This window comes from Streptomyces sp. NPDC051214, assembly GCF_040682375.1.
In the GTDB taxonomy this organism is placed as follows: domain Bacteria; phylum Actinomycetota; class Actinomycetes; order Streptomycetales; family Streptomycetaceae; genus Streptomyces.
In genome coordinates this window covers 54,323-76,227 of record NZ_JBFBAT010000001.1, presented here as the reverse complement: position 1 = coordinate 76,227, position 21,905 = coordinate 54,323, and the positions used below count along the sequence as shown (strand labels likewise).

The 21,905-nt window shown below is 70.3% G+C and carries 21 protein-coding genes; 11 read left to right on the top strand and 10 right to left on the bottom strand.

Going from position 1 to position 21,905, the window contains the following annotated elements; genetic code table 11:
• Window positions 1-20 precede the first annotated feature (20 nt).
• Both AB0M70_RS00335 and AB0M70_RS00330 read right to left on the bottom strand, forming a co-directional pair.
• A complete protein-coding gene (locus tag AB0M70_RS00335; RefSeq protein ID WP_365814720.1) occupies window positions 21-260 on the bottom strand; it encodes a DUF5133 domain-containing protein in 240 nt (79 codons plus the stop codon).
• Between the two features lie 246 nt (window positions 261-506).
• Window positions 507-1,367 carry an RNA polymerase sigma factor SigF gene (locus AB0M70_RS00330; protein WP_365816215.1) on the bottom strand — a complete coding sequence of 287 codons (861 nt, stop codon included), beginning with the start codon at window positions 1,365-1,367 and terminating at the stop codon, window positions 507-509.
• Window positions 1,368-1,722: 355 nt separating this feature from the next.
• Here AB0M70_RS00330 and AB0M70_RS00325 point away from each other — a divergent pair, with 355 nt between their 5' ends.
• Entirely contained in the window at window positions 1,723-2,889 is a 1,167-nt protein-coding gene (locus AB0M70_RS00325; protein WP_365814718.1) for a PP2C family protein-serine/threonine phosphatase, read from the top strand.
• A 40-nt stretch (window positions 2,890-2,929) separates the two neighbouring features.
• Here the strand turns inward: AB0M70_RS00325 and AB0M70_RS00320 are convergent, their stop codons facing one another.
• Both AB0M70_RS00320 and AB0M70_RS00315 read right to left on the bottom strand, forming a co-directional pair.
• Entirely contained in the window at window positions 2,930-3,427 is a 498-nt protein-coding gene (locus tag AB0M70_RS00320) for a MarR family transcriptional regulator (protein ID WP_365814716.1), read from the bottom strand.
• A 227-nt stretch (window positions 3,428-3,654) separates the two neighbouring features.
• Window positions 3,655-4,962 (bottom strand): histidine kinase, encoded by a 1,308-nt coding sequence (locus AB0M70_RS00315; RefSeq protein ID WP_365814714.1) that lies wholly within the window; start codon window positions 4,960-4,962, stop codon window positions 3,655-3,657.
• Between the two features lie 305 nt (window positions 4,963-5,267).
• Between AB0M70_RS00315 and AB0M70_RS00310 the strand changes: the two genes are divergently transcribed.
• Window positions 5,268-5,669, top strand: a complete 402-nt coding sequence (locus AB0M70_RS00310; protein ID WP_365814712.1) for a hypothetical protein — start codon at window positions 5,268-5,270, stop codon at window positions 5,667-5,669.
• A 6-nt stretch (window positions 5,670-5,675) separates the two neighbouring features.
• On the opposite strand, the gene AB0M70_RS00305 is transcribed toward AB0M70_RS00310, so the two are convergent.
• Together AB0M70_RS00305 and AB0M70_RS00300 are read right to left on the bottom strand one after the other, a co-directional pair.
• Window positions 5,676-7,292, bottom strand: a complete 1,617-nt coding sequence (locus AB0M70_RS00305; protein ID WP_365814710.1) for a VWA domain-containing protein — start codon at window positions 7,290-7,292, stop codon at window positions 5,676-5,678.
• Between the two features lie 16 nt (window positions 7,293-7,308).
• A complete protein-coding gene (locus tag AB0M70_RS00300) occupies window positions 7,309-8,508 on the bottom strand; it encodes an AAA family ATPase (protein WP_365814708.1) in 1,200 nt (399 codons plus the stop codon).
• A 216-nt stretch (window positions 8,509-8,724) separates the two neighbouring features.
• Between AB0M70_RS00300 and AB0M70_RS00295 the strand changes: the two genes are divergently transcribed.
• Genes AB0M70_RS00295 through AB0M70_RS00285 form a run of 3 tightly spaced genes read left to right on the top strand, consistent with a single transcriptional unit; the run spans window position 8,725 to window position 12,052 of the window.
• Window positions 8,725-11,136 carry a phosphoketolase family protein gene (locus tag AB0M70_RS00295; RefSeq protein WP_365814706.1) on the top strand — a complete coding sequence of 804 codons (2,412 nt, stop codon included), beginning with the start codon at window positions 8,725-8,727 and terminating at the stop codon, window positions 11,134-11,136.
• Between the two features lie 25 nt (window positions 11,137-11,161).
• A complete protein-coding gene (locus AB0M70_RS00290) occupies window positions 11,162-11,380 on the top strand; it encodes a hypothetical protein (protein WP_365814704.1) in 219 nt (72 codons plus the stop codon).
• A gap of 54 nt (window positions 11,381-11,434) precedes the next feature.
• Window positions 11,435-12,052 carry a TOPRIM nucleotidyl transferase/hydrolase domain-containing protein gene (locus AB0M70_RS00285; RefSeq protein ID WP_365814702.1) on the top strand — a complete coding sequence of 206 codons (618 nt, stop codon included), beginning with the start codon at window positions 11,435-11,437 and terminating at the stop codon, window positions 12,050-12,052.
• A gap of 6 nt (window positions 12,053-12,058) precedes the next feature.
• Here AB0M70_RS00285 and AB0M70_RS00280 read toward each other — a convergent pair whose 3' ends face one another.
• Complete coding sequence (locus tag AB0M70_RS00280) at window positions 12,059-12,301, bottom strand: DUF6411 family protein (RefSeq protein WP_363206976.1); 243 nt, start codon at window positions 12,299-12,301, stop codon at window positions 12,059-12,061.
• A 170-nt stretch (window positions 12,302-12,471) separates the two neighbouring features.
• Between AB0M70_RS00280 and AB0M70_RS00275 the strand changes: the two genes are divergently transcribed.
• Window positions 12,472-13,695, top strand: coding sequence for a phospholipase D-like domain-containing protein (locus AB0M70_RS00275; RefSeq protein ID WP_365814700.1), 1,224 nt, complete (start codon window positions 12,472-12,474; stop codon window positions 13,693-13,695).
• Between the two features lie 70 nt (window positions 13,696-13,765).
• Here the strand turns inward: AB0M70_RS00275 and AB0M70_RS00270 are convergent, their stop codons facing one another.
• Both AB0M70_RS00270 and AB0M70_RS00265 read right to left on the bottom strand, forming a co-directional pair.
• A complete protein-coding gene (locus tag AB0M70_RS00270) occupies window positions 13,766-14,374 on the bottom strand; it encodes a hypothetical protein (protein ID WP_365814698.1) in 609 nt (202 codons plus the stop codon).
• A 92-nt stretch (window positions 14,375-14,466) separates the two neighbouring features.
• Window positions 14,467-15,543, bottom strand: coding sequence for a methyltransferase (locus tag AB0M70_RS00265; RefSeq protein WP_365814696.1), 1,077 nt, complete (start codon window positions 15,541-15,543; stop codon window positions 14,467-14,469).
• Between the two features lie 200 nt (window positions 15,544-15,743).
• On the opposite strand from AB0M70_RS00265, the gene AB0M70_RS00260 reads away from it, so the two are divergent.
• The 5 genes from AB0M70_RS00260 (at window position 15,744) to AB0M70_RS00240 (ending at window position 21,288) form a co-directional block, all read left to right on the top strand.
• On the top strand, window positions 15,744-16,736 hold the full coding sequence (locus AB0M70_RS00260; RefSeq protein ID WP_365814694.1) for a DJ-1/PfpI family protein: 993 nt from the start codon (window positions 15,744-15,746) through the stop codon (window positions 16,734-16,736).
• A gap of 82 nt (window positions 16,737-16,818) precedes the next feature.
• Entirely contained in the window at window positions 16,819-17,448 is a 630-nt protein-coding gene (locus AB0M70_RS00255; RefSeq protein WP_365814692.1) for a cysteine hydrolase family protein, read from the top strand.
• 350 nt (window positions 17,449-17,798) lie between these two features.
• On the top strand, window positions 17,799-18,209 hold the full coding sequence (locus tag AB0M70_RS00250; RefSeq protein WP_365814690.1) for a VOC family protein: 411 nt from the start codon (window positions 17,799-17,801) through the stop codon (window positions 18,207-18,209).
• A 180-nt stretch (window positions 18,210-18,389) separates the two neighbouring features.
• Window positions 18,390-20,792: an excinuclease ABC subunit UvrA gene (locus AB0M70_RS00245; protein ID WP_365814688.1), complete on the top strand. Its 2,403-nt coding sequence runs from the start codon at window positions 18,390-18,392 to the stop codon at window positions 20,790-20,792.
• Between the two features lie 286 nt (window positions 20,793-21,078).
• Complete coding sequence (locus tag AB0M70_RS00240) at window positions 21,079-21,288, top strand: hypothetical protein (protein WP_365814686.1); 210 nt, start codon at window positions 21,079-21,081, stop codon at window positions 21,286-21,288.
• A 54-nt stretch (window positions 21,289-21,342) separates the two neighbouring features.
• On the opposite strand, the gene AB0M70_RS00235 is transcribed toward AB0M70_RS00240, so the two are convergent.
• A complete protein-coding gene (locus tag AB0M70_RS00235) occupies window positions 21,343-21,633 on the bottom strand; it encodes a hypothetical protein (RefSeq protein WP_365814684.1) in 291 nt (96 codons plus the stop codon).
• Between the last annotated feature and the right edge of the window lie 272 nt (window positions 21,634-21,905).

Below are 21,905 nucleotides of genomic sequence, written 5' to 3'. Positions count from 1 at the left end.
GGCGGCACCCCTTGGATGCGTCAGAGAAGGACTTCGCCCGAGAGGAGGGAGTCGTCGGTGGGGCGGGCGCCGGGCAGTTGATGGCTGGCGGCCACCAGGGCGGCGTCGATGTCGCTGGTGCCGGTGGCCAGGCACAGGCTGTAGGCGACGTCTTGGTACTCCTGGCGACTCTCGGGGCTTCCCTGGTCGGCCCGCAGCACGGCCAGGGCCTTGTAACGTTCCACCAGATCCGCCAGGACCACGGGGTGTGCCAGCAGCATGAGCATCCTCTCTCGGGGCGCGGTGCGTCCATCGCTTCGCCCGTGTGCCCGTGGAAGATCGGATCAATCTGACTCCGAGTGAGGCGAGGCTCACGTCCCGGAGTGTTCTGCCGACGCACCTGTGTGAGGGAGCAGCAAGGGCCCCGGAGCGCTGATGGCGCCCCGAGGCCCGCAGGTGGTGCCGTGTCGGTAGGGGTATGAGGGGTATGAGGGGTGTGGGGGAAAGAACGCCGGTCGGCGGTGACGTCAGGCCAGCATGCCCCTGCGGAGCTTGTTGAGGGTGCCGGTCAGCAGGCGGGAGATGTGCATCTGGGAGACGCCGAGTTCGGAGCCGATCTGCGACTGCGTCATCTCCTGGCCGAAGCGCAGTTCGAGGATGCGGCGCTCCCGGTCGTCGAGCCCTTCGAGGAGCGGTGCCAGGGTGTGCAGATTCTCCACGGCTTCCATGGCCGGGTCGGGTCCGCCCATCACATCGGCCAGCGTGCGCGTCGGCGTGGCCGCGCCCTCACCGCCGTCGGTGGGCGCCTCCAGGGAGCCCGCGGTGTAGCCGTTCGAGGCGACGAGGCCGTCGATGACCTCTTGTTCGGTCAGGTCCAGGTACTCGGCGAGCTCCTTGACGGTGGGGTCGTGGTCAAGATGCGCGGCGAGTTCCTCCTTGGCCTTGGCGAGCTCCACACGCAACTCCTGGAGGCGGCGCGGCACATGCACGGCCCAGGTGGTGTCGCGGAAGAACCGCTTGATCTCGCCGAGGATGTACGGCACGGCGAACGTGGCGAACTCGACCTCACGGCTGAGGTCGAACCGGTCGATCGCCTTGATCAGGCCGATGGTGCCGACCTGGATGATCTCTTCCATGTCGCCGTTGCCGCGGTTGCGGAACCGGCGGGCCGCGAACTGCACCAGCGTCAGGTTCATCTCGATAAGGGTGTTGCGTGCGTACTGGTACTCGTGCGTGCCTTCCTCCAAGGTCTGCAGCCGGTCGAAGAACATCTTCGACAGCGCCCGGGCATCCTTGGGGGCGACCTTGTCCGTGTCCTCGATCCACGGCAGATCACCCTCGATGGCTGACGCCTCGGCCGAGGCATGCGTATCGAGCGTGGCCGGCATCTCGTCCGCAGATGCGGTCTCGGCAGCCTGTTCAGAGATCAGTGACATGTCTCTACCTCCCCTGGTCTACGAAGCTTCCTCGTACCGCCCCTGCCCCGGCTTAAGGCAGGCATGTGCGTTGACCCAAATTTTCTTGCTGTGGGGAAATAGTTGTCTGCGTGCATCGTACGATGTGAGGGGTTGCCCGGCTTCAGCCTGGCATACGCCCAAACCTGGCAGCCCCGGCCACCGGAGTGACTCTTCGGGCGGGCCGTGTTGCACTGTGTGCATGTCCCCAAACGCCGAAGGCCGACGGAGCGGGGACGCTGTCGGCCGGGCCCTCAATTCGGCGTGGCTAAACGAGAAGCAGGATCACGTGGACAGATTCGCTGCCGTCGAGCGGGCGCTGCGCAACGCGGCACCCCATTTGCTGCTCGATGTCGTGACGGGGGCGTTGCGCGAGGAGTACGGCGCCGAGAGGGTGGAACTCCGACTCGCCGACTACGGCTTGACCACCCTCCAGATGGTGGAGGAAGTGCCCTACACCACCGAGCCGGTGTCGATCCATGACAGTCCGCAGGGCAGGGCCTTCGGCGCCCAGGAGCCTCGCGTCGAGTCGAAGGGCGGCGAGGGCGAGGCGACGATACATCTGCCGGTGACGGTCCGGGGGGACCGCATGGGCGTCCTGACGGTCACCCTTCCCGAGACACGCTTCGAACTGGCGCACCTGCCGGAGATCCAGCGCGTGTGCGAGGCGCTGGGCCACGAGATCCTGGTCGCCGAACGCGACACCGATCTCTACCTCCTCGCGCGCAGGGCCGTCCGCCTCACGCTCGCCGCCGAGATGCAGTGGCATCTGCTGCCCGGCCACTCGGTGTCGCGTCCGGAGTTCCAGCTGGGCGCCCACCTCGAGCCGGCGTACGCGATCTTCGGCGACAACTTCGACTGGTCGGTCTCCTCGCAGCACCTGACGCTCACCGTGACCAACGGAATGGGCCAGGGGATGGAGGCGGCGCTCCTCACCAACCTCGTGGTGAGCGCGCTGCGCAATGCCCGCCGCGCGGGACTCGACCTCGCAGGCCAGGCCAGCCTCGCCGACCAGGCCGTATACGCGCAGTACCGCGGCGAGCTGCACGCCTCCGTCCTGCTGCTGCGCTTCGACCTCGCCACCGGCGAGGCGGAGGTCGTCGACGCCGGATCGCCCCGCATGTGGAGGTACCGGGACCGGACGGTCGATTCCGTGGACTTCGAGGCGCAGCTTCCCCTCGGCATGTTCGAGGAGACGGCCTATGTGGCGCAGCGTCTGCGGCTGGAACCGGGTGACCGCATCCTGGTGAGCAGCGACGGGGTCTACGAGAGCGTCTCGAAGGCGGGGGAGCGGTACGGGGAGCGGGCGCTGGCGCGGTCCCTGTCGGCGCACCGCCTGCTGCCCGCGGCGCAGGTGCCGCAGGCGGTGCTGCGTGATCTCGGGGAGTACCGGGGCACGCTGCCCCTGGAGGACGACGCTCTCGTGGTCTGCCTCGACTGGTTCGGACGGCAGTAGGGGTCGAGGAAGAGCCGGCCTGAGCGCTCAGCGGTGTGGTCTAACCGACCGAGCGCCAGGTTCTGGCTCCCTCGTCGTCCTTGTCGGATGCTGTCGCCACCTCACGAAAGCCCCTGAGTCCTTCGAGCAGGGCGCGGCGCGCCTTGGGCGGCATGGCCTCGATGGTGGCCATCAGGATGCTCTCGCGCCGCTTGCGCAGGTCGGCGAGGTAGGCCCTGCCGTGGCCGGTGAGGCGCAGCTCCAGCTCCCGTCTGCTGACCGGACTGGGCGTGCGCTCGATCAGTCCCGTGGCCTGCAGGCGGTCGCACAGGCGGCTCACCGAGGGGGGAGCCGATCCAAGGGCCTCGGCGAGCATCCGCAGGTTGATGCCCTCCTCGCGGTCCAGTGCGTACAGCACGCGCAACTGGGACGGAGACACGGGTCCGGTCGGGACGGCCTCACGTCCCTGTTCCCACATGACTTCGAGCAGCTCGATGAACTCCGAACCCGCATGAGCCGCATCCCGGGACCAGTGATCGGGTTCGGGACTCAGACCCATGTCCATGACACTCCGATCGGCGTTGTCTCACTTGTACATGTTGCCACCGGGGCACGTTCCACACCCCGGAACCGAATAGGCCTACAAGGACACGCAGGTCGCGGAGCTTCTCTCGGGCGTGGGAGCACCGGATCGCATCTCGGCGCGGGCGGTTGTGCGACGAAGCATAGTGGAAACCGGTCCCGGCTTCGCTGTCGAGGGGCAGGCGTACGGGGAAAGCGCTCAGGTCACCCGCCGAGGGGGAGCAGGGCGCGGACCGCGAAGCCCGCACCGTCGCTGCTCGGCTCGGCGGTGAGGGTGCCGCCCACGTTGCGGGCGCGTTCACGCATTCCCGTCAGGCCGAATCCGGCTGTCGCGCCGGTGGTGCCGGCCGGCGTGCGTTGCGGGTCGCTGTCGTTGAGGACGACGATCCGGAGCGCCTCGCGGTCCGCGGTGTGTTCGACGGTCACCCATACATGGACGCCGTGTCCCGCATGCCGGACGGCGTTGGTCAGCGCCTCCTGGACGATGCGGTACGTGGCGGCTTCCACGGCCGCGGGCACCGGCTCGGCGGGGGTGGCGGCCTGGGGCAGCGCCGCGTCCCGCACGTCGAGCACGACGTGGGCGCCGGTCGTCCGTGCCGTGCGCACCAGGTCCGCAAGCCCCGCGATGTGGGGCAGCCGCGGCCGGTCGAGGGTTTGCGTGGTGGTTCCCCCGGCGGTTCCGCCTGCCGGGTCGGGGTGGGCGGGGTCGCCCGTACGCAGCGTCCCGAGGGTGGTCCGGAGCTCACCGCGTGCGCTGCGGCAGGTCTCGGCGATGCCCTCCAGCGCCTCGGCGACGGACACGTGATCGAGTCGGGCGGGGTCCTCGGTGAGCAGATGCGCCGCCACCGAGGTCTGCACACCGATCAGCGTGATGCTCTGGGCCAGCAGGTCGTGCAGGTCGCGGGCGACCCGCAGGCGTTCCTCGGCGACCCGCCGGGCGGCCTCCTCCTCGCGGGTGTGTTCGGCGTGTTCGGCGCGGTCGATGAGGGCGTCGACGTAGCGGCGGTGGATGCGCAGGGCCTCGCCGATCAACGCGACGGCGACCAGCCAGCCGGCGTCCCCCAGCATGCCGGGCACGGCGTGTGCCTGTCCCCACGCGAGCGCGGCGGCGGTCATGAGCAGCAACGCGCCGCTGAGGGTGAGCAGCGTCCGGATCGGGGGGCCGGCCATGGCGAGGTGGAACAGCACGACGACCCCCACCGGGAGCGCCGCGGTGTGCGTGTAGTCGAGGAGGTGGTACGGGGCGTTGAGCAGGAGGACGCTGATGGCCGCGATCCACACCGCGCGCCTGCGCAGGAGCAGCGTCAGCGGCATGGCGGTCAACAGGACCCAGCCCCACAGATCGGGGGCTCGCCCGTTCTGGGTGGCGGGCAGCACGGCGAGGAGAGTCTGGAGGATCAGCAACGAGACGACCACCGCCACGTCCCGCGCGGCGGCGTGGGGTACCGCGGTCCGCCGGGGCAGGAGCGTGTGCGCGATGGCCTTGGCGATCGGATCCTCGATGGTGCTCACGACACCATCCTGGATGACGTCCCTGTTCCCCGAAGCAACTCCCTTGCCGCATGGCGTGATTCGGCGCCCCGTCGACGCCTCTTCTCACGACTGGTGGCCCGGTGTTTTCGGCGCCCGGCATCAACATCGCGTAAAGACTGCCGGGTTACGGCAATGCGTGGGAGCCGCCCCTACGGCCAGGATGACGAAGGCAGGAACGGGGGGCGAGGTCCCGGTGCCGGATCGTGGAGACAAGATCCGGCACCGGGACCCGAGCCGGTGCGCGAGCGCTGCTGCGTGTGCGCTGGTGCGAAGGGGGCGAAGCGATGGGGGAGTTTCTGCGGGCCGTGGCCGGCTTTCCGGGCATCCTCTTCAGTGCCGCACTTCCTGTCGTCCTGTGCTTCTGGCTGCTCGTGGCGTTCGGTGGCGCCGACGCCGAGAGCTTCGACTCCGACGCGGATGCCCGCGCGGTGGGCCTCGGCGGTGTGCCGGTCGCCGTGGCGGCTTCCTCGGTGACCGTGGTGGGCTGGGTCACCAGTCTCGTCGGGTCGGTCCTGATCGGCCGGACCGCTCTCACCGGCCTTGCGCACGCCGCGGCCGACGTCGCCCTGCTCCTCCTCTCCCTCTTGATCGCCTGGCACGTGACACGCCACCTCGTGCGCCCGCTGGCCAAGGGGCGTCGTGCGAAGGAGCGGGCGTCGACGCTCGGTGACACCGCCCGCGGGTGAGGTCGGTCAGATCACGCGGAACAGATCGGCGGCCGCGTGGACGTCGGTGAGGTCCTCGACGCAGCGGAGGTTGTCGCACAGGGCATCGAGGACCGAGCCGGCCTCGGCGGCGGGCGGGGCGCCGACCGCCACGCCGAAGACGCGGAAACCGAGCCGGTGTCTGGCGCTGTTCCAGCCGCGCATCCACTCCTCGGTGACGCCGCATTCGTCGTCGGTGAGCATCACGATGTCGCCGCGCGAACGGGCGGCGGCGTCGAACTCCTCCTCCAGCAGTCCGACGGCCGCCGACAGCGGCCTCTGGTAGCTGGTCCCGCCGCCGAGGAAGGTCTCCGCGAAGTCGAGCACGCGGGCGATGTCGGCACCCTCCGAGGCCGGGAAGCGGAACACCTGGAGCTTGTCGGCGGCGGCGAACAGGATGCCGACGAAGTCCCGTCCGGCGTGGCGGGCCTGATCGAGGAGGGCCAGGGCGCACCCCTTGGCCCACGCCTCCCGGGTGACCCCGCCCGGCCCCTCCACATACATGGAGTGCGAGGTGTCCACGCACGCGATGACGGCGCCCTTGCCGGTGCTCTGCTCGCCCTGGCTGTCGTAGAGCATCAGTTCCCCGGCGGCGTAGCGCGCGGCGAACACCGCCCGTAGCTCGGGCAGGCCCAGGTTGGCGAGCTCGGAGGGGATCACGCGGGAGAGGTCGTCGCCGAGGGTGACGCCGATCAGTTCGCCGGTGGCGTTCTCCACCTTGCGGGCGCGCTCGCCGTCGGCCATCTGCCGGAAGCGGCCGATGAGTTCGGCCCACTGTGCGAGGCGGCTGGTGCGCAGCCGCTCGGCGAGCCGGGCCCGCTGCTCGAACGGCAGCCGCTCAAGATGGCCGGGGCCGACGCCCCAGGCCCGCATCAGGGCGGCCTCGTCCCGCACGGTGCGGGCGGCCCGCGCCGCGGCGCCCCGCGTGGCGGCACGGACACCGGGAGCCGCCGCCCCGAGAGCCTGCTCCGCGCTCCGGGACGCCTTTCGCGCCGCCGCTTCGGCGGACTCGGCCGCTGTGATCGCCAGCCGGAGGGCGTTCGCGGCAGGGGCGGGCACGGTGCCTTCCTCGTCGGATGCGTCCGCGGCCTGCTGGAGGGCCTTGCCCACGGCGGCCGCCGCCTGCCCGGCGTTCTGCTCGGCCCGGTGCGCCTGCTCGACCCGCTCCTGCGCCTCGCGGGAGCGGTCGAGGAGTCGGCGCAGCGCGGGGGCCTGGGCGAGTACGGCCATGGCGGCGGCGTAAGGGTCCCCGGCCGTCTCCCGGTGCAGTTCGGTGAACTCCGGCGACTCCATCAGGGAGCCGATGACCTGGTGGTTGACCAGCCGCGACGGTGCCATCAACGCGCGCTCGCGAAGACGCGGTCCTGCCTGGTACGCGGCCAGGAACACATCGGTCAGAAGATCGGTGGCGTAGGCGTGGCGCCGGAGCAGCTCGTCGGTGAGCTCGCGCAGTCCGGCCGACTGCTCAAGGGTGTCGCGCCACGCGATCTGTTCGAACCGGTCCGCGACCACGGCCGCGGTGTGCCGCTCGGGGCCGGACGCCGCGCCGAGCCACCTCCCGGCTTGGTGCGTCAGCTCTTCGAGCCCGCTCGGCGTCTCGTCCATGCGTCCGCCCCCGGTGTCAGAGCTGTGCCTGCACCATGCTCGCGTCCACGCCGAGTGCCTCGGTGAGAACGCGGGCGCGGACGGCGCGCTGGCGGCCGGTGATCCGGTCGATGGCCGAGGTGGAACGGCCCGCTGCCGCCGCCTCCGCGCGCAGCGTCTCCAGACGTTTCCCCGCCATCGCGAGCTTGTTGTGGGCCTTCTTGATGACCCAGTCGCTCAGCGCCTCGCGGGACTGCCCGGCCATCGCGTCCAGCTGGGTCTCTATCTCCTCGATGGCGTCGGCCAGGTCGAGCGCCTCCTTAGCGTCAGGGTTGACCAGTTGCAGCACCTCGCGCTCGACGGTCGGGCGCTCGGCGGGGGAGTCCCACAGCACATGGGTCAGGACCGACAGGTCGCTCTCGGCCACCGCCGTGCGGTCGTCGAGATACGCGGACGCCTGGAGCAGCCCCACCGCCTGCCGCCAGCGGCGGTCGGAGGCGACGAGTTCCTTGCGGCGCAGGGCGGCCCGCAGCGTGCACACCGCGTCCACGATCACGTCCGGGACGTCCACGGCGGGGACGGCTTCGGCCACCGCGTGCTGCAACGCGCCCAGGCCGACCGTGGTCCGATGCGGCGCCGCGGGGCGGCCGACGGCGGAGCGCACCAGTGCGGCGAAGTTCGAGGGATCCGCGAGGTATCCGACCTCGATCCGCACCAGGAGCCGGTCGTAGATCGCGGCGGAGTCCTCCCCGGCGGGCAGTTCGTTGCTCGCCGTGATGGCCCCGATCAGCGGGCAGCGGATCGGCTCGCCGCCGCTCTCGGGGTGGTAGATCCGCTCGTTGAGGAAGCCGAGCGTCTCGTTCAGGGCCGCCGTGGAGCACTTGAAGATCTCGTCGATGAACGCCACATGCGCGGTCGTGGCACGGCCCTCGTAGACCTGGCGGTACTCGCCCCTGGCCAGCGCGGCGACATCGACGGGACCGAACATCCTGGTCGGCGCGGTGAACTTCGACAGCAGGATCTCCCAGTACGACGCTCCGTCGACCCTGCCCGTGAGCTCGCGGGCCATCTCGGACTTCGCGGTGCCGGGCGGGCCGAGGATCAGCGAGTGCTGTCCGGCGAGCAGCGTCACCACCAGCGTCCGCACCACGTCGGCGCGCTCGTAGAAACGGTCCGACAGCTCGTCACTGATCGCCCGCAGCCTCTTGGCGGTGTCCCGCGCTTCCGGTGCCCCCACCAGTTCACTCCTTGCCTGTACCCCGCCGGGCTCGCTCCCCCCGTACGGCCCCTTCGCTCTCCCGTACGGCCCCTTCGCCCGAGCACGATAGCTGTGTAGATCTCTCCCCGTGGGAACCCGGGGGCGCCGGCCATGCGTCCGGCCGACTCCGGGAGGCGTGTGATCCTGCGCGCCGTTACGTTGAGCGTGGCCGGTCATCTATCGGAAGGAACAGCCATGGGCGACCCCGCGGTGCACCCGGCCTCACCCGCCGAACCACCCTCCGACGCCGAACTGCAGGCGCTGGCACGGTACTGGAGGGCGGCGAACTACCTCTCGGTGGGCCAGATCTATCTGATGGACAACGCCCTCCTGCGCCGCCCCCTCGCCGTCGAGGACATCAAGCCACGCCTCCTCGGCCACTTCGGCACCTCACCGGGGCTCAACCTCGTTCACGTGCACCTCAACCGGGTCATCAAGGCGCGGAACCTGGACACCGTCTGCGTCTGGGGCCCCGGACACGGCGGGCCCGCCGTCCTGGCCAACTCCTGGCTCGACGGCACGTACACCGAGACCTACCCCGACATCACCCGCGACGAAGAGGGGATGACCCGCCTCTTCCGTCAGTTCTCCTTCCCCGGCGGAGTGCCGAGCCATGTCGCCCCCGAGACGCCCGGCTCCATCCACGAGGGCGGCGAGCTCGGCTACTCCCTCTCGCACGCCTACGGAGCCGCCTTCGACAACCCGGACCTGCTGTCGGTGTGCGTCATCGGCGACGGAGAGTCCGAGACCGGACCGCTGGCCGCCTCCTGGCACTCCAACACCTTCCTGGACCCGGTGCACGACGGCGCGGTGCTGCCCGTCCTGCACCTGAACGGCTACAAGATCGCCAACCCGACGATCCCGGCCCGGCTGCCCCAGGAACAGCTCGACGACCTGATGCGCGGATACGGGTACGAGCCCGTGCACGTCACCGGCGACGACCCCATGGCGGTCCACCGGGACTTCGCCGTCGCCCTCGACCGCTGCCTGGACCGCATCGCGGCGATCCAGCGCGAGGCCAGGGCCGCCGGCGACACCGAGCGCGCCAAGGATGCCCCCGCACCCCGCTGGCCCATGATCGTGCTCCGTACCCCGAAGGGCTGGACCGGCCCCAAGACGGTGGACGGCAAGCCGGTGGAGGGCACGTGGCGCGCGCACCAGGTGCCGCTCTCCAACGTCAGGGAGAGCGCCGAGCACCGCCGGCAACTGGAGGAGTGGCTGCGCTCCTACCGCCCCGAGGAACTGTTCGACGCCCAGGGGCGCCCGGCGGCCGGGCTCCTCGACATCGCCCCGACGGGCAAGCTGCGCCTGGGCGCCAACCCGCACGCCAACGGCGGGCTGCTGCTGCGCTCGCTGCCGCTGAAGCCGCTCGAGGAGTTCGCGGTCGACGTGGACAAGCCGGGCGTCACCCTGAACGAGCCGACGCGGGTACTCGGCGGCTACCTGCGCCAAGTGATGGCCGACACCGCCGACCGGCGCGACTTCCGGCTCGTCGGCCCGGACGAGACGGCGTCCAACCGGCTCGACGACGTCTACGGGGCCTCCGGAAAGGCCTGGCAGGAAGAGATTCACGACGTCGACGAACACCTCACCCGGCACGGACGGGTGATGGAGATCCTCTCCGAGCACACCTGCCAAGGCTGGCTCGAGGGCTACCTCCTGACGGGGCGTCACGGACTGTTCTCCTGCTACGAGGCGTTCGTGCACATCGTCGACTCGATGGTCAACCAGCACATCAAATGGCTGCGCACCACCCGCGAGTTGCCCTGGCGCGCACCGATCGCCTCGCTCAACTACCTGCTGACCTCCCACGTGTGGCGCCAGGACCACAACGGCTTCTCGCACCAGGACCCGGGCTTCATCGGCCACGTCCTCAACAAGAGCCCGGAGGCCGTACGGGTCTACCTGCCCCCGGACACCAACACGCTGCTGTCCACCGCAGAGCACTGCCTCGCCTCACGTGACTACGTGAACGTGGTCGTGGCCGGCAAGCAGCCCGGCTTCGACTGGCTGAGCCTCGACGACGCACGGGCCCACTGCGCGCGGGGTGCCGGGGTGTGGACCTGGGCCGGCACGGAGGCCCCCGACCAGGAGCCCGATGTCGTCCTTGCCTGCGCCGGGGATGTGCCCACCCTGGAGGTGCTCGCCGCCGCGAGTCTGCTGCGCAGCCACCTGCCGGAGCTCGCGGTGCGCGTGGTCAACGTGGTGGACATCGCGCGGCTGATGCCGGAGGGCGAGCATCCGCACGGCATGCCGGACGCGGAGTTCGACGCGCTGTTCACCCGCGACAAGCCGGTCATCTTCGGCTTCCACGGCTACCCGTGGCTGGTGCACCGCCTGGCCTACCGGCGTGCGGTCCACCCGCACCTGCACGTCCGCGGCTACAAGGAGCGCGGCACGACCACCACGCCCTTCGACATGGTCGTCGCCAACGACCTGGACCGCTTCCGCCTGGTGATGGACGTCGTCGACCGGGTGCCCGGCCTCGGCGTCCGTGCGGTCGAGGTGCGCCAGCGGATGAATGACGCGCGGTCGCGTCACCACGCCTACGTACGGGCGCACGGCGTGGATCTGCCGGAGGTACGGGACTGGTCCTGGCAGGACTGACGATTCGCCCCTCGGCTGCTGGAGGATGGGTTCGGTCGGCACCGGCGGTCCGGTGCACTGTTCCGCGCTGGGGAGTTGGCAGCAGGAGACGGGGGAGGCGGCAGGCAGCGACGGCTTGGGCGGCCACATCCTCGAAGACACCACGCGGGCGGTCGCCGGCGACATGGCCGCCGAGGGCCGTGCCATGTCCTATTGCGACGACGCGGGCTACGAGACCTTGATGAAGGCGGGACAGGCAAGCTGATCCAGCCGTCGAATATCGCGTGCCGTGGCGTCGACGACGGTGCAGACTCGCCCCATGGCGGACATGGGGGCGTTCCGGGACGCGGTCACCGACTGGGCGGCCGGCGGGCCCGGTGAGGCGGCGCGCGAGTTGGCCGTGCGGGTCGGGGTGCGGACGGCGGTGCTGCTCGAAGGGCCGAGTGACCGCGAGGCCGTCGACGCTCTGGCCGCGCGGCGCGGCCGGGACCTGGCCGCCGAAGGGGTGTGCGTCGTCGCGATGGGCGGCGCGATGAGCATCGGCCGCTACACCGAACTCCTCGGGCCGCCCGGTCTCGACCTGCGGCTGGCAGGACTGTGCGATGTGGGCGAACGGCGCTTCTACGACCGCGGTCTCGAGCGGGCCCGCGCGCCGCGCCAGGGCTTCTTCGTCTGTGTGTCGGACCTGGAGGACGAACTCATCCGCGCGCTGGGCACGGCGAGGGTCGAGGAGATCGTCCGGGACGAGGGCGACCTGCGGGCCTGGCAGACCTTCTCGCGCCAGCCGGCGCAGCACGACCGCCCCCGCGCACAGCAGTTGCGGCGCTTCCTCGGAACGAAGAAGGGCCGCAAGATCCGCTACGGCCGCCTCCTCGTCGAGGCCCTCGACGAGGAGCTGACACCGGCCCCGCTCGACGATCTCCTCGCGAGCTTGTGAGCCGGGTCAGAAGGGCATGCGGCCGCGGGTCCGTCGGCCGGCCGAGCCACTGCGGCCCACGGCCTTGGAACTGCTGCGGAACGGCTTGCTGAAGATCCGGCCGAGGATGCCGGGGGCCTTGCTCCCGGCGCGTGAACCGGCTCCCAGAGTGCGCTGGGTACCGCGCTCGGGGTGCCGGGAAAGACGCGGCACGAAGAACGCGAGAACGGCCAGAACGATACAGACAGCGACTATGCCGACAATGATCACGAAAGGCTCCCTGTGTCGAGGCGTGAGTGCCGTGTGCCCCGCCGGGCGAGGTGTATGCGCGGGGGCCCGACCGCCCCGGCGGGGCGACCGGTACAGTCGGCTCGCCGCTCAGCCCGTGCCGGACCGGGCGCGGCCTGATGACTCCCCTCTCGTACCGGCCAGGTGACACCATGACCAGTACGCAGGAACCGCCCGAGCTGACCCCGGACACGCGGGACACGGCAGGCGCGCCGTCCATGGAGGACCGCGTCACGCGGATACGACGGCGCCTCGAGCGGCTCATAGGCATCGCGGCGACCGAGGGCAACTCGCTCACGCCCCTGCGCAACGGCGACGAGATCTTCGCGGCCATGCTCGCCGGGATCCGCCGGGCCGAGCACACCGTGGACATGATGACCTTCGTGTACTGGAAGGGTGACATCGCTCACGAGTTCGCCGAGGCGCTCGCGGAGCGGGCTCGTGCCGGGGTGCGGGTGCGGTTGCTCCTGGACGGGTTCGGCAGCCGGCTGATCGAGAGCGAGCAGCTCGAGGCGATGGACCGGGCGGGGGTGCAGGTGGCGTGGTTCCGCAAGCCGCTGTACCTCTCCCCGCTCAAGCAGAATCACCGTTGTCACCGCAAGGTTCTCGTCGTTGACGAGGAGAGCGCGTTCACGGGCGGGGTGGGCATCGCGCAGGAGTGGTGCGGCAACGCGCGCAACGAGAACGAGTGGCGCGACACCCATGTCGAGGTCCGCGGGCCCGCGGTGGACGGCATCGCCGCGGCGTTCGCGCAGAACTGGGCGGAGAGCCACGAAGAACTCTTCGACGAGCGCGACCGGTTCATCGAGCAGCGCCCGCAGGGCGACGCCATCGTGCAGGTGGTGCGCGGCTCGGCCAGCCTGGGCTGGCAGGACATGCAGACCCTGATCAGGGTGATGGTGGAGTCGGCCGAGGAGCGCATCCGGCTGTCCACCGCGTACTTCTCCCCGGACGCGTACTTCATCGAGCTGCTGTGTGCGGCCGCGCGGCGCGGCGTCGAGGTGGAGATCCTGCTGCCGGGGCCGCACACCGACAAGAGGGTCAGCCACCTCGCCGGCCAGCACTATTACGAGGACCTCACCGCGTGCGGGGTGAAGATCTTCCAGTACCAGCCGACGATGATGCACGCCAAGATCATCACGGTTGACGGCGTCGCCTCACTCATCGGTTCGACGAACTTCAACCGGCGCTCCCTCGATCATGACGAGGAAGTCATGCTCGCGGTCCTCGACCCGCAGTTCACCGCGACGCTCGACGAGCACTTCGACGACGACGTGACGGTCAGCGACCTGATCCGGCCGGGCCGCTGGAAGAGACGCTCGGTGCTGCAACGGGCCCGCGAATTGTCCGTACGCCCGATCCGCCGCTTCCTCTGACGGGGTCGAGCCCGATCTGAGGGCGAAGCTGATCCGGGGCGCCGGGCTTTCGCGGGCCCGCCGCTCCAGGTCAGCCGGTGATGGCTCCGGTGTACTCCGGGAAGTCCAGGTTCGCGGCGTCGCTGCTGCGCTGCACGGTGACGATGATCTTCTTGCCGTACTTCGTCTCCAGCACGTTGTCGTTGGTCTTCGTCGCGGACACGCCCGGGGCCAGGCGCCCTTCGAGCGGTTCGCCGCCCTTCTCGAACGCGGTCTGCGAGGCCTCGCCGCCCTTCGTGGCGCCCTCGACGATGAGGGAGAGATCGTCGAGGGCGACGGCGGACTTGCCGGAGTTCGTCAGCTTCAGCCGCACGCGGAAGTCGGTGTTGCCGGGCTCGGCGGACTCCATCAACTCGGCGTCGTGGTCCGTGAACACCTTCGCCTCGGTGACGGACACCTTCAGGCCGTCGGGCCACGTGTAGGACTCGCCGAACTTCAGGCCCGTCGCCTTCTCCTCGGCTCCGTCCGCCTCGGCGTCCGCGCCCTCGTCGGAGCAGTGCTTCGTCCAGTCGGCCTGACTGATGTTCTCGTCGGCGCAGTCGACCTTCTTGGCGGCCGGGCCCTTCGAGTCGGCCTTGTCGCCGTCCCCGCCATCGCTGCCGCCGCACGCGGCCAGAGCGGCCAGCAGCGTGGCGGCCACGGCCGCAGTAGCGCGAACGCGCATATGTCCCCCCAAAGTTGTGACAGGCGGAACACGGTAGATCACCTGCGGTTGAATCGTGGAGTACGTGATCAGGTCGTGACGCGTGTCGCGGTCGCCTCGAGGAGACAGAACGGTTCCGCCCGCGTCAGCGGGGTCACCGAGGTGAGGGTCAGATCCGCCCTGCGGCACAGCTCCTCGAAGTCGGGGCGCGTCCGTTCCCTGCCGCCCACGTTGACCATCATGTTGAGGTCGGTGAGATACGTGAGCCCGGCGGTTTCCGCGTCGACGACCTCGGGCAGGACCGGCTCCACGATCAGCACGCGTCCCGACGGCGGCAGCACCTCGCGGCAGTGGCGCAGGATCGCGACCGCCTGCTCGTCCGGCCAGTCGTGCAGGATGCTCTTGATCAGGAAGGCGTCCGCGCCCTCGGGGACCGAGCGGAAGAAGTCCCCGGCCACCAAGGAGCAACGCTTCGTGAGCCCTTGGAGCTCCAGCGTCGCCGGAGCCTGGGCCAGGCCCTCCTGTGTGTCGTAGATGACGCCGGTCAGGGAGGGGTGTGCGCGGAGCACCGCGCTCAGCAGGGTGCCGTCTCCGCCGCCGACATCGGTCACGGTGGTGAAGCGGCCGAAGTCGTAGGCGTGCGGCAGGACGGCGGCGGTGGCCCTGACGGCCTGGCTCATGGCCGCGTTGAACTCCGCGGACAGCTCGGGGGACTCCTTGAGGTGGGCGAAGAAGTCCCTCCCGAAGATCGCGTCGAACGCGACGTCGCCGGTCCGGACGCTGTCGTCCAGGTGCTCCCAGGCACGCAGCATCGTCGGCTCGGTGAACATCCGTACGAGCGAGGTGATCGAGTCGGGGTGCCCGGGATCCAGCGTGGCGCCCGCGGGGGTCACCGAGAACGAGCCCGCGGTGTGTTCGCGCAGCAGCCCGAGGCTCGCCAGGGCGCGCAGCAGCCTGGTCATGGGCTGGGCGCGCGCCCCGGCCTCGGCGGCCACCTCGGCCGCCGTCCGCTCCTTGTCGCCGATCAGCTCCATCACCCGCAGCCGGACGGCAGCGCGGACGGTCTGCGCGGCCAGACTTCCGAACACGAGCCGGGCGACCAGCTCCCGGGCACCCTCGTCCCGGACGCCCGTGGTGTCGTTCGTCGTGGTGTCGTCGTACGTCATCGTTGCTTCCCTTCGACTGATGCTGAAGCCCCTCGGTCGTGCGCCCTCAGACTTGCCGAAGCGGGAAGCGGCGTATTGGACGAATGTTCCCTCCGGCGCACGACCGGAAGTGATGTCCGGATGCGATGTACGAATGCGATGTCCGGATGTGACAGAGAACCGTCATTGCGGCCATCGGCCGGCGCCCTGAGGATGGGGGCATGCCCACTCCGCACCGTGTCGTCATCGCGGTCTTCCCCGATGTCGACCTCCTCGACGTCACCGGACCGGCCGAGGTCTTCGCCCTGGCCGGCCGGGAGACCGCGGGCCGCGCCGGCTACCAGGTCCGCCTCGCGGGACCGGTCGCCGGTGAGGTCCGTACGTCGGCCGGGGTACGGCTGCTGGCCGACCTGAGCTTCGACGAGGTCCGCGGGCAGGTCGACACCCTCCTGGTGCCCGGCGCGGTCGACATGACCGACAACGGCCCGGTCGCCCGCATCGACGCGGACGTCGTGGACTGGGTGAAGGCGACCGCTCCGCAGGCCCGCCGGGTGGCTTCGGTGTGCGTGGGCGCGCACGTGCTCGCCGCGGCCGGTCTCCTCGACGGAAAGACGGCGACGACCCACTGGTCGACGGCCGCCCAGCTCGCCGCCGAGCACCCTTCCGTCGTCGTCGACCCCGACCCCATCTTCGTGCGCACCGACCGGGGCCGGCTGTGGACCGGGGCCGGGATCAGTGCCTGCCTGGATCTCGCCCTGGCGCTCGTGGCCGAGGACCAGGGCGAGGACGTGGCCCTGTCGGTGGCCCGGCAACTGGTCATGTACCTCAAGCGCCAGGGCGGTCAGAGCCAGTTCTCCGTCCCCCTCAGCCGCCCCGCGTCCGCCCGACGTGACATCGACGAACTGCGGCTGTGGATCGCCGAGCACCTCGACGCGGATCTGTCGGCGGCGGCACTGGCGGCCCGGATGTGCCTGAGCGAACGGCACTTCGCCCGGGTGTTCAAGCAGGAGACGGGCACCAGCCCGGCGGACTACGTGGAAGCCGCCCGCGTCGAGGTGGCGCGCCGCCTCCTGGAGACCACCGACAGACCGCTCGACCACATCGCGACCGCCGCCGGGCTCGGCTCGGTGGAGACGCTGCACCGCGCGTTCAACCGGCAGCTCGCCACCACCCCGGCGGCCTACCGCCGCCGCTTCCGCATCCAGCCCACCTGACCCCACCACCCCGCAGGCACACCAACACACCGGCGAGTCCCGTGGCTTCGCCATGCCTGTTTCACGAAAGGTTCCTCACCTCATGAGCACGACCACGAACCAGCCCTCCACCACCCTGCGCGCCGTCATCGGCCTCGACGACCAGCCGCCCCGGCTGAGCGAATCCGCACTGATCCTGATCGACTTCCAGAACACCTACCGCACCGGCGTCATGGCCCTGCACGGCGCCGACGAGGCCCTGGCGGCAGGGGCCCGCCTCCTGGAGCGTGCCCGTGCCGCGGGCACCCCGGTCGTCCACATCCTCAACGACGGGGGCGAAGGCACTCCCTACGACATCCGCGCGCACATCGGGGCCATCTGCGACGAGGTCGCCCCGGTGGAGGGCGAGGCCGTCGTGGTCAAGCAGTTCCCCAACTCCTTCCACGCCACCGATCTCGAGAAGACGCTGACCGACCTGGGCATCGCCCCGGGCAGCGGCAAGGACCTGGTCCTGGCCGGCTTCATGACCCACATGTGCGTCAACTACACCGCCCAGGGCGCCTTCAACCTCGGCTACCGCCCCACCGTCGTCGCCGAAGCCACCGCCACCCGCGCGCTGACCGCCCCGGACGGCACCGTCCTGCCCGCGGCCGCGCTGCAGAGTGCCGCGCTGACCACCATCACCGACCTGTTCGGCACCGTCGTGCCCACCGTCGAGGCGCTCCCCGCCTGAGTGCGGGGCCTGTGGGGCGCGGGCTGACTCACGGGGTGCACATCGTGTCGTAGGACACGTCATTACCCGGCGTCGTCCTGGGTAGGGAGTGCGTGATCGCCTGGGCTCGCGCCCGGGAAGCAACACCGGAACCACGGAGGTACCCATGTCCTCGAAGCGACGTCGCAAGAAGAAGGCCCGCCGCAAGAACGGCGCGAACCACGGCAGCCGCCCCCAGTCCTGACGACGGGCGCGGCGATCGGGGGCGGCACCATCCGGTGCCGCCCCCGAAGCATGTCCACACCGGACCGGTCCGGACCGGTCAGGATTCGAGAAGCGCCGGCCCCCGGGCCGCGCCTAGCGTGAACTCCATGGACGTCACCATTCACGCGAGCTTCCTCCCGCACAACGACCCGGACGCCTCCCTGGTCTTCTACCGCGACTGCCTGGGCTTCGAGGTCCGCCACGACGTCGGATACGACGGGATGCGCTGGATCACCGTCGGTCCCGCGGACCAGCCCGGCACCTCCATCGTCCTGCAGCCCCCGGCCGCAGACCCCGGCATCACCGACGCCGAGCGCCGCACCATCGACGAGATGATGGCCAAGGGGACCTACGCCGGCATCCTCCTGTCCACCGCCGATCTGGAAGGCACCTTCGCCCGGCTGCGCGCCGAGAACGCCGAGATCGTCCAGGAGCCGACCGACCAGCCCTACGGCGTACGCGACTGCGCGGTGCGTGACCCCGCGGGCAACATGCTCCGCATCCAGGAGCAGCGCTGAGGGCGACGGCCCCGTGATCGCGCGGCCCCGATCTGGCGCCGCAAGCGGAAGGGCAGCGACCCGTTGCCGCGATCACGCCGACGAAGTAGAACCTGACGTAGTGCTCGACGAAGATCGGATCGAGCCAGGCGACAACGACGGAGCCCGCGCGAGCGGCTCCGCCCGACAGATGGAGAGACCATGAGCCCGGCCAAGAGAAAGACCACGCAGTCGCCTGCGCTCCACGCCGCCGACAGCCACGACTTGATCCGTGTGCACGGCGCGCGTGTGAACAACCTCAAGGACGTCAGCATCGAGCTCCCCAAGCGACGCCTGACGGTCTTCACCGGCGTCTCCGGGTCGGGCAAGAGCTCACTGGTGTTCAGCACGATCGCCGCGGAGTCCCAGCGGATGATCAACGAGACGTACAGCGCCTTCGTGCAGGGCTTCATGCCGACGCCGGCGCGCCCCGAGGTCGACGTACTCGACGGACTCACGACCGCGATCATCGTCGACCAGCAGCGGATGGGCGCCGACCCCCGCTCCACGGTCGGCACCGCCACCGACGCCAACGCGATGCTGCGGATCCTCTTCAGCCGGCTCGGCAAGCCGCAGATCGGCCCGCCCAGCGCGTACTCGTTCAACACCGCGTCGGTCCGGGCGAGCGGCGGAATCACCGTCGAACGCGGTGACGCCAAGACCAAGACCGTGAAGGCGACCTTCAACCGCACCGGCGGCATGTGCACGCGCTGCGAGGGCCGGGGCAGCGTCTCCGACATCGACCTCACCCAGCTCTACGACGACACCAAGTCGCTCGCCGAGGGCGCGTTCACCATCCCCGGCTGGAAGTCCGACAGCCAGTGGACCGTGCAGGTCTACGCCCAGTCCGGCTTCGTCGACCCGGACAAGCCGATCCGCAAGTACACCAAGAAGGAACTGCGGGACTTCCTCTACGGGGAACCGGTCAAGGTCAAGGTCAACGGCGTCAACCTCACCTACGAGGGGCTGATCCCCAAGATCCAGAAGTCGTTCCTCTCCAAGGACAAGGAGGGGATGCAGCCGCACATCCGGGCCTTCGTGGAGCGCGCGGTCACCTTCACCACCTGTCCCGAGTGCGACGGCACCCGTCTCAGCGAGGGCGCCCGGTCCTCGAAAATCAAGCGCATCAGCATCGCCGACGCCTGCGCCATGGAGATCCGCGACCTCGCCGAGTGGGTCCGCGGTCTCAAGGAGCCGTCCGTGGCGCCGCTGCTCACCGCGCTGCAGCAGACCCTCGACTCGTTCGTGGAGATCGGCCTCGGCTACCTCTCGCTCGACCGGCCCGCGGGCACGCTGTCGGGTGGCGAGGCCCAGCGCGTCAAGATGATCCGCCACCTCGGCTCCTCGCTCACCGACGTCACGTACGTCTTCGACGAGCCCACCATCGGCCTGCACCCCCACGACATCGAGCGGATGAACAAGCTGCTCCTTCGGCTGCGGGACAAGGGCAACACGGTGCTCGTCGTCGAGCACAAGCCCGAGGCCATCGCGATCGCCGACCACGTCGTCGACCTCGGGCCCGGCGCCGGTACGGCGGGCGGAGCCGTCTGCTTCGAGGGCACCGTCGACGGGCTGCGGGCCAGCGACACCGTCACCGGCCGCCACCTCGACGACCGCGCCGCGCTCAAGGAGTCGGTGCGCGAGCCCACCGGCACGCTGGAGATCCGCGGCGCCACCCGCCACAACCTGCAGGGCGTCGACGTCGACATCCCGCTCGGGGTGCTGTGCGTGGTCACCGGCGTGGCGGGCTCCGGAAAGAGCTCCCTGATCCATGGCTCCGTTCCCGCGTCCGCGGGGGTGATCTCGGTCGACCAGGCGCCGATCAAGGGCTCGCGGCGCAGCAACCCGGCGACGTACACCGGGCTCCTGGAGCCGATCCGCAAGGCGTTCGCCAAGGCCAACGGCGTGAAGCCGGCGCTGTTCAGCGCCAACTCCGAGGGCGCCTGCCCCACCTGCAACGGCGCGGGCGTCATCTACACCGACCTGGGGATCATGGCCAGTGTCGAGACCCCCTGCGAGGACTGCGAGGGGAAGCGGTTCCAGCCCGCGGTCCTCGAATACACCTTCGGTGGCCGCGACATCAGCGAGGTGCTCGCGATGTCCGTGGCCGAGGCGGAGGAGTTCTTCGGGGCGGGCGAGGCGCGCACCCCGGCCGCACACAAGATCCTGGAGCGGCTCTCCGACGTGGGGCTCGGCTACCTCAGCCTCGGCCAGCCGCTCACCACGCTGTCCGGCGGCGAGCGCCAGCGGCTCAAGCTGGCGACCCACATGGCGGAGAAGAGCGGCGGCCAGCAGATCTTCGTGCTCGACGAGCCGACGACCGGCCTGCACCTCGCCGACGTGGAGCAGCTGCTCGGGCTGCTGGACCGTCTCGTCGCCTCGGGGAAGTCGGTGATCGTGGTCGAGCACCACCAGGCGGTCATGGCGCACGCCGACTGGATCATCGACCTCGGCCCCGGCGCGGGACATGACGGCGGCAGGATCGTCTTCGAGGGCACGCCCGCGGATCTCGTCGCGGAGCGCTCCACGCTCACCGGCGAACACCTCGCGGCCTACGTCGGCTGAGCACCAGGCCGGGCGGAGAGTATGGACCGAGGAGCCGGCGCGCGGCCGACTCGCACCGATCTGTCACTCAAACGTGTGTCGCACTTTCAAGAGCGACACTGACGCCGAAGGTCGGCGTTGAATGGGTGCGAGCACCAATTCGAAGACCGCGCCCAGACGATCCATGGAGTCAGGAATCTGCCTCCGACGCTCCATGAAGCCCGTGGCATACGCATGCCGCGGGCTTCATGCCGGACGCAGGCGCATTCCTGAAGTGCCGGGAGCGGAAAGGATCGTTGGACTGCGCATGAGCGATGCGGGGAACGGGGTCCCTTCGCCGCGGCCGCCCCGTGCCGAGACCAGGACCGGCGGCGGCGGGGAGCCTGCTTCGCGGTCCCCGATCTATGACGCGCTGGTACGTGAGTGGCAGGCCCAGAACCGTGAGGTACCGCGTGCGCCCACCCCGCGCTCACGCTGGGAGCGCGTCGACCCGCAGGACCTCTTCCACCGGGGCTGACCGGCTGTGCTGCCGGCGGCGCCGGGGCGGGGCGCGGTGAACTGCCGCGCTCCGTCACGTGAAGGGCGTCGCCGGCTGGGCGTGGGTGCTGAGCCAGCGGCGGATGGCGAGGGCGACGGTGTCGTCGAGCGTGCTCAGCGCGTCGATGGCCTTGGCGTCGTCGGGGTGGGGAGGGATGCCGGCCGTGGTGAGCGTCGCGTGCAGGTTCAGGCGGTGTCGGTCGCGGGGCGTGAGGACGGTCGGGGCTGCCATGTCCAGGCGCTGTGCCGGGTCGGGCGGGGGCAGCAGGAGGTCGGCCTCCGCGTCCCAGTCGACGGTCGGCAGGATGGTGGCGGGTGAAGTCATGGCGGCTTCCTCACGACGTGCGGGCAATGCCTGTGCCGGTCAGGAAGCGGTGGGGTGCCCCTCCGGTTGCACCGGGCCCGGCACGACACCCGAACGCGGTAATCGCCGTGCACGGAGCCATATGAACTGCTCGCGAAGCCCGTTCAGCGCTCCTACCAACGGAGTAGACCCAAGCCCCTTACATGGCACGTGAGTTGGAGATGTTCGGGCCTTGCGGATGAGTCGCGGACCGGCGCACCAGGACAAGATCGGTCATGTCCCGCGATGTCCAT

Excerpts from the sequence above, each read along its gene's own strand:
- AB0M70_RS00335 (WP_365814720.1), bottom strand. The coding sequence starts at position 260 with ATGCTGCTGGCACACCCCGTGGTCCTGGCGGATCTGGTGGAACGTTAC.
- AB0M70_RS00330 (WP_365816215.1), bottom strand. The coding sequence starts at position 1,367 with ATGCCGGCCACGCTCGATACGCATGCCTCGGCCGAGGCGTCAGCCATC.
- AB0M70_RS00320 (WP_365814716.1), bottom strand. The coding sequence starts at position 3,427 with ATGGGTCTGAGTCCCGAACCCGATCACTGGTCCCGGGATGCGGCTCAT.
- AB0M70_RS00310 (WP_365814712.1), top strand. The coding sequence starts at position 5,268 with ATGGGGGAGTTTCTGCGGGCCGTGGCCGGCTTTCCGGGCATCCTCTTC.
- AB0M70_RS00305 (WP_365814710.1), bottom strand. The coding sequence starts at position 7,292 with ATGGACGAGACGCCGAGCGGGCTCGAAGAGCTGACGCACCAAGCCGGG.
- AB0M70_RS00295 (WP_365814706.1), top strand. The coding sequence starts at position 8,725 with ATGGGCGACCCCGCGGTGCACCCGGCCTCACCCGCCGAACCACCCTCC.
- AB0M70_RS00290 (WP_365814704.1), top strand. The coding sequence starts at position 11,162 with ATGGGTTCGGTCGGCACCGGCGGTCCGGTGCACTGTTCCGCGCTGGGG.
- AB0M70_RS00285 (WP_365814702.1), top strand. The coding sequence starts at position 11,435 with ATGGCGGACATGGGGGCGTTCCGGGACGCGGTCACCGACTGGGCGGCC.
- AB0M70_RS00275 (WP_365814700.1), top strand. The coding sequence starts at position 12,472 with ATGACCAGTACGCAGGAACCGCCCGAGCTGACCCCGGACACGCGGGAC.
- AB0M70_RS00265 (WP_365814696.1), bottom strand. The coding sequence starts at position 15,543 with ATGACGTACGACGACACCACGACGAACGACACCACGGGCGTCCGGGAC.
- AB0M70_RS00260 (WP_365814694.1), top strand. The coding sequence starts at position 15,744 with ATGCCCACTCCGCACCGTGTCGTCATCGCGGTCTTCCCCGATGTCGAC.
- AB0M70_RS00255 (WP_365814692.1), top strand. The coding sequence starts at position 16,819 with ATGAGCACGACCACGAACCAGCCCTCCACCACCCTGCGCGCCGTCATC.
- AB0M70_RS00250 (WP_365814690.1), top strand. The coding sequence starts at position 17,799 with ATGGACGTCACCATTCACGCGAGCTTCCTCCCGCACAACGACCCGGAC.
- AB0M70_RS00245 (WP_365814688.1), top strand. The coding sequence starts at position 18,390 with ATGAGCCCGGCCAAGAGAAAGACCACGCAGTCGCCTGCGCTCCACGCC.
- AB0M70_RS00240 (WP_365814686.1), top strand. The coding sequence starts at position 21,079 with ATGAGCGATGCGGGGAACGGGGTCCCTTCGCCGCGGCCGCCCCGTGCC.
- AB0M70_RS00235 (WP_365814684.1), bottom strand. The coding sequence starts at position 21,633 with ATGACTTCACCCGCCACCATCCTGCCGACCGTCGACTGGGACGCGGAG.